The organism is Maribacter sp. 4G9 (assembly GCF_002742265.1).
GTDB lineage: Bacteria > Bacteroidota > Bacteroidia > Flavobacteriales > Flavobacteriaceae > Maribacter.
The window spans coordinates 16,464-29,747 of sequence record NZ_MDGL01000156.1 but is presented as its reverse complement, the minus strand read 5'-3'; the positions used below and the strand labels follow the sequence as shown (position 1 = coordinate 29,747).

Genomic DNA, 13,284 nt, shown 5'->3' with positions numbered 1-13,284 from the left:
TCAGTAAAAGGTGGTACGCCTACCCACAAAAATTAAAAAGGATCGTGGTATTTAGGGGGCTGACAAGGGCTTTAACCACATCATTTAAATTTACCATCATGACATTTTTAGTGCCAAAGGGGCAGATTTATATACTTTTGGGCCTGTGTCTCGGCCTTTTTTCTTGTAATAGCAATGCGAAAAAGGACCCGCACCCTAAAGCGGACATAGTAGACAATTACCTGCAAGATGAGCTATCCGTACAGAAAGGTATGCAATTGTTCAATATGCATTGTGCCAGTTGCCACGATTTTAATGCAGATATTATTGGTCCAAATTTGGCCGGAGTTACCGGTAAGGCGGATAAGGCTTGGCTTACTGATTTTATTAGGAATCCCAAGAAAAAAATAGAGGCCGGTGACGAAAGAAGCGTTCAACTTTATGAAGCCTATTCTACGTATATGCCGGCTTTTGAGCATTTTTCAGAGGACGAATTGGAGGCACTTTTGGGATTTATCCATAAGTATTCCGAGGCGGAAAGAAAGAGTAAAAAGAAAAGACCAGGGGCTTTGTCGGATCCCATAACAGAAAAAATAACCGAGTCCAATCTCCTGTTGGTGTTGGAAGAAGTACTTCAAGTGCCCGCCAGTGCAGAACATCATCCCAAGGCGCGCATCAATAAATTGGCAGGCTTGCGTTCGTCTGAAGGGGAACGGCTTTTTATTGCAGATCTTAACGGGAAATTATACGAGGCAAAGGGTACTACGGTCAAAACGTATCTGGATATGGTCCAGCAGCTTCCAAATTTCATCAATGTTCCAGGTTTTGGAACTGGAATAGGTAGTTTTGACATTCACCCAAATTTTGAAGAAAACGGACTGCTATACACCACCCATACGGAGCCGGCCCATACACGGGAGGCTGATTTCTCATTGCCTGATAGTCTAAAGGTTGGGCTGCAATGGGTGCTTACAGAATGGAAGGCTCAAAATCCCGAAGAGCAACAGTTCAGTGGGTCGAAAAGGGAGCTATTGAGGATGGATATGTTGGGTACCGTACACGGGTTTCAAGAGGTTTCCTTTAATCCCATGGCCAAAAAGGGAGATTCGGATTACGGACTCCTATACCTATGTATTGGTGATGGCGGGGCCATATATGCAGATAAACCCCAATTTGTGGGAAGTGAGGACGAAATATGGGGGTCGGTAATCAGAATAGATCCTTCGGGAAGTAATAGCGTAAATGGCCAATACGGTCTTCCGCCCGATAATCCCTTTGTGGGAAATAGCGAGGGTATCCCAGAAATATGGGCCTATGGTTTCAGAAACCCCCATCGGATTTCGTGGGATGCCGAAGATCCGAGTCGTATGTATGTCTCCAATATTGGCAGGCATAGTGTAGAAGAAGTGAACCTTGTGGAAAAAGGACGTAATTATGGTTGGCCCAACAGGGAAGGTACCTTTGTTTTTGATGCCGATGCCAATACAGAGGTGGTCTATCCGTTACCCAAAGACGATGAGGACTTTGTTTATCCCATCATACAGTATGATCATGATGAGGGCAATGCAGTTTCAGGAGGCTATGTTTATTATGGTAAGATGGAAAAACTCCAGGGCAAATACCTCTTTGGCGATATTCCACGCGGTACACTATTCATGGCAGATGTAACTAATGCGCATCGGGGACAGCTGGCACCCATCAAAAAAATGGGGTTTGTCCTTAACGGAAAGGCTACCACCTTTGATGCCTTGTTGGGCGGTGCCCGGGTGGATCTTAGATGGGGCATGGACAGTGCTGGCGAACTCTATCTTTTTACCAAATATGATGGTAAGGTCTATATGGTGGTGGATTGCATAGACAAAGATGCACTTTCCTCCTAAAATTGGCACCTAGGACTGAAAACTTTACCCATGTCTTTTCCTATCTTTGCCAAATGTCAGAAAACAGTGTTTTGGAGATGGTGAATAAGGGGCTCTTTCTTCCCTTAATGGAAGAATTCTACACCATTCAGGGCGAAGGCTTTCACAAAGGAACGGCAGCATATTTCATTAGGGTGGGTGGATGCGACGTAGGTTGTCATTGGTGCGATGTTAAGGAGAGTTGGAATGCGGAAACGCATCCCCCCACGGATATAGATCATATAGTTGAAAATGCGGCAAAATACTCGGATACCATTGTGGTAACGGGGGGTGAGCCCTTGACGTGGGATATGGGGCCTTTGACGGAAAAGTTGAAAGCCCGAAACCTGAAAACCCATATTGAAACTTCCGGTGCATATATATTGACAGGAACTTGGGATTGGATATGTTTATCGCCCAAAAAGAAGAAACTACCAGTTGGGCGTATATATGATGAAGCCCATGAACTCAAAGTGATTGTTTACAACAAACATGATTTGATTTTTGCCGAAGAACAGGCCGCCCAAACGAACAAGGATTGTATCCTGTATTTACAGCCAGAGTGGAGCATACGTGAGAAGGTGACCCCAATAATCGTGGAGTATGTCATGAAAAATCCTAAATGGAAGGTTTCCTTACAGACCCATAAATACTTGAATATTCCTTAAAAAGTGATGGTTGAAATTGATCTTGCCCAATAACAATTTTGCCAGCACCTCTATTACCAAAAAAATCTAATTTTTTGAAACTTGTTCACTGCCAAAACCACAACTTGTTTTTTAATTAATTTGGAATTTGTAATTTGGAATTTGGATTTTGTTTATTGAATATTTTAACCCCTGATATTTTTTGCTTTTTCATGGATTTTGATAGTTGGATGTTTACCTAGCCCCATTTCCTTGAATATCTTCAACACATGCGGAACCCAGACCGGGAATTTCAACGGACCTTTCTGTTTTTGAAGGCTGCAATAATCCCATTACGGTAGCGCCCGATAAAACACATGCAGGATTAAGATTGGCGGCATAGGCACTTTTTTTTGGGTCTAAAATCGATTTGCCCGAAAGTGAAAACTGTAATTCCGCACGCATGAGGCATCCATTTACGTTACAATGGTTTTCCGCATCGCTGTCCTCATGGTCCGAAAGGGCTTCGGTACCAAGGTTTACCAATCCAAAAAGGTGTCCAAAATCATGGTTCAAAGTGGCGCCTTCCACATCACCATCGGAAATAAAGGTGCTCTGTGCGGCCAGTCTGCGAATAGTAATACCATGCAATACCATAGAAGTGTTACGGTACACTGCGCCTAAAGTGACCAAGCCTTCCTCTTCCTCATCGCCATCAGCTGGGGAATCGGCAAAATAAATATAAATGGCTAAGGTGCGATCTTTGTTGTACGCCGTTCTATTTTCCTGCTCAAGGTCAACAATTTCTTCTAGCGTTAGGCTTTCTTCGTTGGGCGAAGTCAATTCCGTATAGATAATATCAATCTCCTCCTTAAAAGTATGTGCTCTTAGAAAATCATTGAAATTGGCCATGGCCTGGAAGGTGGGCCTAAAGCCCTTAACATAGGCGATTTCTATTTGTAATTTATCAAAATTGGTATTGGAGAGGATATCGTTTGCGGAATCTCCGGTTCCCAAAAGATTACCTCGTTTGTCCACACGCAGTTCACTTGAACTTTCCCCATTGTCTTTTGAACATGAGGTATGGGCAAGAAAAACTAGCGACAATAAGATAAGGCCTAATTTCTTCATTAAGAGCAATTTTTTCTGGACCGGAGGTGCCTTTATAATAAAAGGCTGGGTACTTCCCTCAATGGGCCAACTTTCTTTTTCTCCCTAAAAATAACGTAAAAAGCGGTGCACTGGTATTTTTATCGGTAGATTCTCGCCAAAAAGTCGTCATTTCCGCCCTGTTTCAGCATTTCACAAGTAAGGCCATTAAACGTGGCCGCCCTTTTCAGGGTATTGAAATCTAGGTACAACCAATCAAATGCCTCACTTTCTTCATTCTTATAGGTCATGGTAAAGGTGACCTCCCCGTAATAGTCCATATGCTGGGGGATCCAATGGCCACCATCGGCATCGTCCGACTCGTACATGTACAGAATATCGCTGGAATCCAGCAAAACTTGTCCGTTTGGATGTAATAGGCTTTTCATCTGGTTCAAATAGCGGTCCAGGTTTTTTAGTTTGCCAGCTATCCCTATCCCGTTCATCAAGAGAAGAAGCGTGTCATATTTTTGACCACCAATACTTAGAAAATCGTCATGTATCGTCTTTAGCACTCCTCTTTGTTTACAAACCGAAATGGCACCGGAGGAAGCGTCTAAACCTGTTACATCAAATCCTTTATCTTGCAAATACAGACTATGGTTGCCTGCCCCACAACCCACATCCAGTACGGTACCTTTACAATGCTCCAAAGCAATCTGTTCCAAAAGGGGCATTTGTTCAAAACTCCTGAACATGTAGGGAAGCGGCAAACTGTCTTCCCCATCCAAGGAAGAATGTGTGATGATATCTTCCGTATACTCAAGATTATGATAATCCAAAAGGGCCTTGCCCAAAATGTCCTTTGACAAATTTTACGAATTTTGTGGTACAAAAATCTTGTTTTAAAAAGTACTTACCTAGTTTTGATACGAAAAATTGGAGGATGGACCATGAACTGAAGCAACTTCCGCAGCGGGCTTCCGATAAAAAAGCCGAGAACAAGAAATTCTTTACGAAATTGAGGAAGAAACCGCCCAAGAATTTGGATTATGTGATGCAGGAATTGCACGAAGCCGAATTTGAACGGACAGACTGTCTTACCTGCGCCAACTGCTGTAAAACAACCGGTTCTTTGTTCACGAATGCGGATATTGAACGGATTGCGAAACACTTTAGGATGAAGCCCCAGCAGTTTATCGATGCCTATCTACAAATGGATGAGGAGAACGATTATGTGCTCCAACAAGTTCCTTGTACTTTTCTGGGAGCCGATAATTATTGTTCCATCTATGAGGTACGGCCCAAGGCCTGCCGGGAATTTCCCCACACCGACCGTAAAAAGTTCCATCAAATCAGTCACCTCACCCTGAAAAATGTAGCCATTTGTCCGGCAGCCTATAACATCGTCGAGGAAATGAAAAAGAGGATTTCCTTATAATCGGTCTAAAAGAAATTGGACTGATTTCGTATATTTAACGGTATGGAAAATGTGATCCAGTATTTTGAAACTATTCCTTCGGCGCACCGTTCCCTAATCTTGGTTGGTGGGATTACACTATTTTGGGTTTTGGAAGGTATTGTTCCGCTATTCACGGTACGCTATAAAAAATGGCGACATGCCGTTCCAAACTTCTTTTTTACCCTTACGACCATCGTTATTAATTTTTTTCTGGCGTTTTTGTTGTTGAAAACCGCAGATTGGACCGTGGCCAATGGTTTTGGTATCCTTAATTGGCTGCCTGCCATGCCCTTGTGGTTGTATGTACTGCTTGGGGTGATGCTGTTGGATTTGATCGGGGCGTATTTGGCACATTGGGTGGAGCATAAGGTGAAACCTTTGTGGATGGTCCACTTGGTGCACCACTCCGATCATCACGTGGATACGACAACCGCAAATAGGCACCATCCACTGGAATCTTTTGTACGTTATCTATTTACGTTGCTGGGTGTGCTATTGGTAGGGCCGCCTATTGGCATCATCATGTTGTATCAAAGTTTGTCGGTAGTTCTCTCGCAATTCAATCATGCCAATATTAAACTCCCCACAAAATTGGACAGGTATCTTAGTTACATCATTGTTTCTCCGGATATGCACAAAGTCCACCATCACTATGTACTTCCCTATACCGATAGTAATTACGGAAATATTTTTGCCATTTGGGACCGATTGTTCGGCACCTATATGTATTTGGACAGGGAATCGATCGTGTATGGAGTGGACACCTTTCCAGATGAAACCGAAAATTCCAGTATTTCCGGGCTCTTGAAACAGCCTTTCCATAAGTATCGCAGGCCAACAACTGTAGGTGACGCTGATTAATTTAATCATACATCAAATACTTGGCTCTTATTTTCTTGAATTTTTCAAGTTCCGGCTGCCAAGAAGCCTTTATTTCCGGTTCCGTAAGCCCCGACTCAATTTGTCTTTGAAGCTCCGGCGTACCGGCATGTTTCGTAAACCCAGAGGTTAGAAAGAATTTGGTTTTATCGTTTGTATTGGTATAGGCATCCAAAAGCCATTGTAGCGATACTTCGCTTATTCTAGGAGTGTTTGATAGATCTTTCCCATAACATATCTTTCCCTCTTCTTTGGGGGTTTTGCTTCCAAAATTGGGTTCTGGCACATACGAAAAACTATAGGCTGCGGAATCCATAAAGGAAGCTCCGTAGCGTTGAAACTGAAATTCCGTACCGCGACCTGCATTTACGTTCGTGCCTTCAAAAAGCCCCAAACTAGGGTAGAGGTTTATGGAAACATCGTTGGGTAGATTGGGCGAGGGGCGTATTGGGATAGGATAAAAGCTTTCATGTATCCAGTTCGCCAAGGGAATTACCGTTAGGTCACATTTTTTCCCCCCTTCCAACCAACCTTCCCCGTTGATCATGTTGGCATATTCGCCAATGGTCATACCGTACACCAACGGAATTTCGTTCATGCCCAAAAATCCGGAATGATCCTTTTGCATCATAGGGCCATCAACATAATGGGCGTTTGGATTGGGTCTGTCCAAAACCAAAACAGGAATATTGCTTTCTGCACAGGCCTCCATCATCAATTGCAAGGTGGCGATATAGGTGTAAAAACGGGTACCCACATCCTGAATGTCAAATAATACGATATCAAGTCTGGCCAACTGTTCTGCGGTTGGTTTTCTGTTTTTTCCATACAGGGAAACGATGGGTAGCCCGGTTTGCTGATCTGTACCGCTTTCCACTTTTTCACCCGCATCGGCCTTGCCTCTAAATCCATGTTCTGGAGAAAACACCTTTTTGATGTCAATATCCAATGTCAATAATGAGTCCACAAAGTGGGTGTATCCGGTTTCCTTAAAAATGACCGAGGTCTGGTTCGCCACAATGCCAACCGACTTTCCTTGTAACAATGGCAAATACTCCAAAGTTCGGTTGGCCGCCACAATTATAGGTTCGGTTGTCCGTTTAGTGGTTTTTAGCTCCTCTTTTTGAGCGGTATCCGTACTTTTCTTGCCCGAGTTTCCACACGATAGGCAGATCAAAAAAGATAAAAAAAGGGTATTTTTGAATCGGTTTAAAATCAACATCATTTGAATTTAGAATATTTTATTGCCAAACGGCTTATTACGGGCAAGGAACATAAAATTAGTATTTCCGCGCCAATAATAAAAATAGCCATTGCCGCCATAGCCATTGGTGTTGTCATGATGTTGATTGCCATTGCCACGGGGGTTGGGCTTAAATACAAGATCAGGGAAAAGGTTGCCGCTTTTAACGGCCATATCCAGATTTCCAACTATGACAATAATCGGTCCGAAGTATCGGTATCACCCGTATCCAAACAACAGGATTTCTACCCCAGGTTTACGAATGTGGATGGAATTGCCCATGTACAGGCCGTGGCCACCAAGGGAGGGATTATCCGTACAGAGGACACCTTTGAGGGCATTTTAGCCAAGGGTGTGGGGGCGGATTACTATTGGACGCCCATCCACGATTTTATGGTGGCCGGAACCTTGCCGGATTATACGGGCGAACTCAACTCAGATGTGCTGATTTCCAAGATAACCGCTAACCGTTTGAAGTTGGGGGTGGGGGATTCCTTTTTTACCTTTTTCCTGCGGGACGACGATACCAATAAAATGCCCAACCAGCGTAAGTTCAACATTGTGGGCATCTATGACAGTGGCTTTGAAGAGATTGACGATAAGTATATTTTTATCGACATCCGGCACATCCAACAGATGAACAAATGGGCCGATGATGAGGTGGGCAATTTTGAGGTCTTACTGGACAATTTTGATGATATTGATGCAAAAAGGGATGATATTTTTGGAAGAACTTTTTCAACTTTAGATACAAAATCAATCCGGGACAAATACTATAAAATATTCGAGTGGATAGGCCTTTTTGATTTTAACATTGTTATGATTGTTAGCATACTTATTATAGTATGTGGCATCAATATGATTACGGCACTTTTGGTGCTCATTTTGGAACGGACGCCCATGATCGGAATCCTAAAGGCCCTGGGGACGACCAATTGGAGTATACGAAAAGTATTTTTGTACAATGCGGCCTATTTGATAGCCATCGGGCTGTTTTGGGGGAACTTGATCGGACTCGGGTTTATATGGGTGCAGGACAGATATCGGGTGTTCAAGTTTCCAAATCCCGAGGAATATTATATCGAATACATTCCCGTGCATATTAATTTGATTACGGTTTTATTGCTTAATATCGGGGTGCTTTTCCTGTGCCTGTTGATGTTGTTGATTCCCTCGTACATCATCACCAAGATTACGCCGGTGAAGGCCATTCGCTTTGAATAATACAAATAATATGACGATACTTACCTTAGATAAACAGCAAGTACGGATCGATCAAGGGGAACTGGTAGGCTATCAATTTGATGGTCACGAGCTGATCCATCAAAAAGGGAGTCCGGGTTGGCGAAATTCCGACACCGAGATGTTTCCCATCATTGGCCCAACGAACGAGGTCGATTTCAAAGTGAAAACCCCGAAAGGGACGGCCATCCAAGACCAGCATGGACTGCTTCGGGAACTGGAATACGAACTTTTGGAATCCACCGAAACAAAAGCGATTTTTGAAAAGTGCTATCAGGCGAATACAAGCATAAAAAATTCCAAATACCCTGAAAAATCTACAGAGGAGTATCTCTCATGGCCCTATGATTTTATGTTCATAAAGTCTTACCATTTGAACGAAAAGGGGCTGGAAATCTATTTTGAAATCGAAGGGGAAGACGGCATGCCTTTTATGTTGGGCTACCATCCGGCATTTAATCTTGTCACGGATAACCCGATAATCAGGACAGAACATAGGGAGATTGCCATTCCGGAAGTCCGGGCCGTTGGCAGCAGGGCCCTTCACGTACCCGATCAGGCTTCAATTGTACTCAAGGACGACCTAGAACTGACCATTCAAACCGAAGGTTTTGGCCATTTCATGCTCTGGACGGAAGTCCCCAATATGGTCTGCATCGAACCCATCACCTTTTACCCCTATGCCGTGGAGCAAGCTAACTTGGATATGGGGTTTTTGTATCTTGATGGAGGGAGGGCCAAGCGTTTTAAGGTGTTTATATTTTCTAGTTAGCTTTTAGCAAAAAAAAATTAAAAAATGGGACGACACAAAATGGCTTCTGGAATTTGTCGCCTTTGTGGTCAAAAAACATTGCTGTCTTTTGAACATGTCCCACCTAGATCTACATTTAATAAAAATACAAAGTATTCGTCCATAGAATTTGAGGATTATTTAAAAACAGAAAATCCCTTAAAAACTCCACCAAAAGGGAAAATAAAGCAAGGAGGAATTGGATATAATTCCTTTTGTAAAAAATGCAATAGCTTTTTAGGTACGGAATACGTTCCTGCTTATAAACTATGGGTAGACTGTGGTTTTCATATTTTACAGAATAAAGAATTTAAACTACACACTTATACCATTAAAAATGTTGAACCTCAAAAAATACTAAAACAAATTGTCTCAATGTTTTTGGCAATAAATGGAGAATGGTTTTTGGAATCTTATCCTGAATTGTCAAATTTCGTAGCTTCTAAAGACTCCAATGAATTGCATGAACGTTACAAAATTTTTTACTATTTAACACGTGCGGAAAATGTGAGATATATGCATCATGTTGTTCAAGGAGATTTTTTGACTGGAAATACTATCAAATGTTCTGAAATTGCTTTTCCCCCATACGGCTATGTTTTAACAATGGATTCAAATATTCAAAATCCATATTTAAATAATATATCTGAATTTAAAAATCTTGACAAACGAAGAAGTTTGGAAATAAGAATGTTTCAATTGCCGACATATATGCCTTTACCCTTAGATTACCGCACTAAAGAGCAAGTTGAAAAGGGAATTTAATAGGGAATTCAAACGACTATAACAATCAAAGAAAATAATAAAACAAGGTGTTTACAAAGAACCCCGTGGCTGTCGCAAGCATCCGTGCTTGTGCCTTTCCAGGAAGATTAGAACAGGAGTTCGAGGTGCTTCCTAATGATGTTATCGAATGGGTACCTCGCCCTTTCAGGGCTTACTACGGATATGTGTTATTCGGCAGGACTATGTCCTGCCTTGATGAAAGGTCACCTCCGCTGGCGCAAGCATCCGTGCTTGTGCCTTTCCAGATGCAGTTTAGAACAGAAGTACGAGGTGCTTCCTTATGATGTTATCGAATGGGTACCTCGCCCTTTCAGGGCTTACTACGGATATGTTATATTCGGCAGGACTTTGTCCTGCCTTAATAAAAAACCCCTTCGAGGTTTGAGTAGTTTTATATTTTGGGGGAATAGGACTGTATGGATACTATGGTTTGGATTGGTTACATTAGTTCCGTAGGGACGCGGTAGGATAGCTATTATCGAATGGGAACTTCGCGCTTTCAGGACTTACTACGGATATGTGTTATTCGGCAGGACTTTGTCCTGCCTTGATGAAAAGGCACCCCTGCGGGGTTTGGTAGTTTTATATTATGGGAGGATAGGACCGTATTGAAACTAGTATCTGGAATGGTTACATTAGTTCCGTAGGGACGCAGTTTAGGAAGGAAGTACAAAGTACTTCCATAAGAAGTCAAAATAATAAAAGCCCTGAAAGGGCGAAATAATAGAATGGGACAATCACTAGTTCAAAATTATGTACATATCGTATTCAGTACAAAATATAGGGAAGAGCTAATTTTTCCGCCTTATGATAAAGAGCTATATGCCTATATAGGTGGTGTTTGTAAGAAGTTGGATTGTCCGGTTTTAATCGTTGGAGGTTATACTGACCATGTACATATTTTGTGTATGTTATCCAAGAAACTGGCGTTGATGACTTTAGTGCAAAAAGTTAAGGCACATTCAAGTAAATGGATAAAAACAAAGGATGAAAGTTTAGCAAATTTGTTTTGGCAAGACGGATACGGGGCCTTTTCTGTTAATCCAGCTCAGGTTGATGTGGTGACCAACTATATTAAAAATCAGCATGAACATCACCGCAGCAAGGATTTTAAGGAGGAGTATCGAACAATGTTACAAGAATATGAGGTTGACTATGATGAAAACTATGTATGGGATTAATTTTCTTTCCTTTTCAGGGCTTACTACGGACTTTTGTTATTCGGAAGGATTACCTCTCTTACTTTAATCCTACCTAATTTTGCCACGTGGGATTTGTTTACTTTTGAATCGTGAAGCGTTTTCTACCATTTTTGGCATGGGCGGCTACCTATAAAAAAGCCTATGTAACAAAAGACCTGATTGCAGGGCTTACCGTGGGGATTGTTTTGGTTCCGCAGGGCATGGCCTACGCCATGATCGCTGGATTGCCTCCGGTATATGGATTGTATACGGCCTTGGTTCCCGTTTTGACCTATGTGTTTTTGGGGACTTCGCGCAAAGTAGCCATGGGACCTGTAGCCATGGATTCCCTTTTGGTGGCCGCGGCATTGGGCACCTTTGCGATTTCGGATATATCGGAGTACATCGGCTTGGCCGTAGTATTGGTCTTGATCGCCGGGGCAACCCAACTTTTGATAGGAATATTCAGGATGGGATTTTTGGTAAATTTTTTATCAAAACCCGTAATCAGTGGGTTTACATCGGCAGCGGCCATTATCATTATGATTAGCCAGTTAAAGCATTTACTGGGAATCTCTGTCCCAAATAGCAATCATTTCCATGAAATAGCAACCATGACACTGCAAAAAATAGGGGAGACCAACCCCTATGATTTAGGATTGGGTGTCCTTGGAATCCTCATTATATTGGGATTTAAAAAATGGAAAAGAAGTTTTCCGGCAGTGCTTTTAGTGGTCGTACTTGGAATATTGGCCGTCTATTATTTTGGTTTGGGCGACTACGGGTTGGAATTGGTAGGTGAGGTCTCCAAAGGTCTGCCCTCTTTCTCATTGCCCAAGATTACCTTTGAGAATTTTAAAATGCTTTGGCCCATGGGGGTCGCTTTGGCCTTGGTAGGATATTTGGAGACCATATCCATTGGAAAGGCCATGGAAGATAAAAGTGGGGAGGAAACTATGGACGCAAACCAAGAATTGGTAGCCTTGGGGGCATCGAATATGTTAGGTTCCTTCTTTCAAGGCTATGCCTCCACGGCAAGTTTTTCACGATCGGCCATAAATCAGGAGTCTGGTGCAAAGACGAATTTAGCGGGTCTTTTTAGTGTCATTCTGGTCGTGCTTACCTTATTGTTTTTTACACCTGTTTTCCAATACCTTCCCAATACGGTGCTGGCGAGTATCATTATGGTCTCCGTTTTTGGATTGATCGATTTGGAATATGCCAAGTATTTATGGGAGGATCGCAAGGATGAATTCGCGGTACTGCTTGTCACGTTTTTGGTCACACTTTTTATTGGGATCACGCATGGTATCGTGGTGGGTGTGCTGTTATCATTACTGTTGATGGTCTACCGAACCTCAAAGCCTCATTTTGCGGAGTTGGGGAATTTGAAGGGATCCGATTATTATAAAAATATCAATCGGTTTAACGATGAGGTCATCATCAGAAAGGATTTGCTTATTGTGAGGTTCGATTCCCAACTCTATTTTGGAAATTCGGGCTACTTTAAGAAGAAAATGCTAAAACAGATAAAGAGCAAGGGATCTGATTTAAAAGCGGTTATTCTGAATGCCGAAGCCATGACCTATATTGACGCCACAGGGGCGGATGTCCTTTCCAAACTGATACACGAAATCCATGACATGGGGCTACAGTTTTACATCGCCGGCGCCATTGGCCCCATGCGGGACATCATTTTTACCACCAATATTATCAATGAACTCCAAAAGGAGTATCTTTTTGTAACCACCAAGGAGGCAGTCGACTATTTTGACAACGTTTCTCAATTGTCCCAACTAGGGGCGAGGGTCGCCCATGAAAACAAAAGGACACGGTAGAGACTTTTTCAAGCAAATGGGCTTTATGATAGAAATCATATAATTGGATATTTCTCCTTCCTATTTTTAACCAATTATTTGAAGGCTTATAAAGCCCTTTAACTAAAGCCATAAGTACAACCTGTTAAATTGAATGTCTATGAAGACCCTATTACCTTTAGTCAATTGGAGCAACGGTATTATCATGATCGGTGTTTTTGCCGCAGTCGTGATTGCCCTTGTTGTGGTAACCCTTAGCCTTATGAACAGCGGAAAGGGAAAACAGTCTTAG

13 protein-coding genes are annotated in these 13,284 nt (G+C 42.4%); 10 read left to right on the top strand and 3 right to left on the bottom strand.

What is annotated here, in order from left to right; genetic code table 11:
- The first annotated feature begins 98 nt into the window (after positions 1 to 98).
- Both BFP75_RS15205 and BFP75_RS15200 read left to right on the top strand, forming a co-directional pair.
- The gene (locus tag BFP75_RS15205; RefSeq protein ID WP_099546221.1) at positions 99 to 1,859 is read left to right on the top strand and encodes a PQQ-dependent sugar dehydrogenase; all 1,761 of its coding nucleotides are present in this window, start codon (positions 99 to 101) and stop codon (positions 1,857 to 1,859) included.
- A 53-nt stretch (positions 1,860 to 1,912) separates the two neighbouring features.
- Positions 1,913 to 2,545 carry a 7-carboxy-7-deazaguanine synthase QueE gene (locus BFP75_RS15200; RefSeq protein ID WP_099546220.1) on the top strand — a complete coding sequence of 211 codons (633 nt, stop codon included), beginning with the start codon at positions 1,913 to 1,915 and terminating at the stop codon, positions 2,543 to 2,545.
- Positions 2,546 to 2,758: 213 nt separating this feature from the next.
- On the opposite strand, the gene BFP75_RS15195 is transcribed toward BFP75_RS15200, so the two are convergent.
- Both BFP75_RS15195 and BFP75_RS15190 read right to left on the bottom strand, forming a co-directional pair.
- Positions 2,759 to 3,634: a hypothetical protein gene (locus tag BFP75_RS15195; protein ID WP_099546219.1), complete on the bottom strand. Its 876-nt coding sequence runs from the start codon at positions 3,632 to 3,634 to the stop codon at positions 2,759 to 2,761.
- Positions 3,635 to 3,753: 119 nt separating this feature from the next.
- Positions 3,754 to 4,464: a class I SAM-dependent methyltransferase gene (locus BFP75_RS15190; protein ID WP_099546218.1), complete on the bottom strand. Its 711-nt coding sequence runs from the start codon at positions 4,462 to 4,464 to the stop codon at positions 3,754 to 3,756.
- A gap of 74 nt (positions 4,465 to 4,538) precedes the next feature.
- Here BFP75_RS15190 and BFP75_RS15185 point away from each other — a divergent pair, with 74 nt between their 5' ends.
- Together BFP75_RS15185 and BFP75_RS15180 are read left to right on the top strand one after the other, a co-directional pair.
- Entirely contained in the window at positions 4,539 to 5,033 is a 495-nt protein-coding gene (locus tag BFP75_RS15185) for a YkgJ family cysteine cluster protein (protein ID WP_099546217.1), read from the top strand.
- Positions 5,034 to 5,075: 42 nt separating this feature from the next.
- On the top strand, positions 5,076 to 5,915 hold the full coding sequence (locus tag BFP75_RS15180) for a sterol desaturase family protein (RefSeq protein ID WP_099546216.1): 840 nt from the start codon (positions 5,076 to 5,078) through the stop codon (positions 5,913 to 5,915).
- 1 nt (position 5,916) lies between these two features.
- Here the strand turns inward: BFP75_RS15180 and BFP75_RS15175 are convergent, their stop codons facing one another.
- Entirely contained in the window at positions 5,917 to 7,155 is a 1,239-nt protein-coding gene (locus BFP75_RS15175; protein ID WP_099546347.1) for an exo-beta-N-acetylmuramidase NamZ domain-containing protein, read from the bottom strand.
- Between the two features lie 3 nt (positions 7,156 to 7,158).
- On the opposite strand from BFP75_RS15175, the gene BFP75_RS15170 reads away from it, so the two are divergent.
- From BFP75_RS15170 to BFP75_RS22565, 6 genes are all read left to right on the top strand, one after another.
- Positions 7,159 to 8,400, top strand: coding sequence for an ABC transporter permease (locus tag BFP75_RS15170; protein WP_099546215.1), 1,242 nt, complete (start codon positions 7,159 to 7,161; stop codon positions 8,398 to 8,400).
- Positions 8,401 to 8,410: 10 nt separating this feature from the next.
- Positions 8,411 to 9,190 (top strand): aldose epimerase, encoded by a 780-nt coding sequence (locus BFP75_RS15165; RefSeq protein WP_099546214.1) that lies wholly within the window; start codon positions 8,411 to 8,413, stop codon positions 9,188 to 9,190.
- 24 nt (positions 9,191 to 9,214) lie between these two features.
- The gene (locus BFP75_RS15160; RefSeq protein ID WP_099546213.1) at positions 9,215 to 9,973 is read left to right on the top strand and encodes a hypothetical protein; all 759 of its coding nucleotides are present in this window, start codon (positions 9,215 to 9,217) and stop codon (positions 9,971 to 9,973) included.
- A 749-nt stretch (positions 9,974 to 10,722) separates the two neighbouring features.
- Positions 10,723 to 11,175, top strand: coding sequence for an IS200/IS605 family transposase (gene tnpA, locus BFP75_RS15155; protein WP_099546212.1), 453 nt, complete (start codon positions 10,723 to 10,725; stop codon positions 11,173 to 11,175).
- A gap of 110 nt (positions 11,176 to 11,285) precedes the next feature.
- Positions 11,286 to 13,013 (top strand): SulP family inorganic anion transporter, encoded by a 1,728-nt coding sequence (locus BFP75_RS15150; RefSeq protein WP_099546211.1) that lies wholly within the window; start codon positions 11,286 to 11,288, stop codon positions 13,011 to 13,013.
- 139 nt (positions 13,014 to 13,152) lie between these two features.
- Positions 13,153 to 13,284: a hypothetical protein gene (locus BFP75_RS22565; protein ID WP_262497618.1), complete on the top strand. Its 132-nt coding sequence runs from the start codon at positions 13,153 to 13,155 to the stop codon at positions 13,282 to 13,284.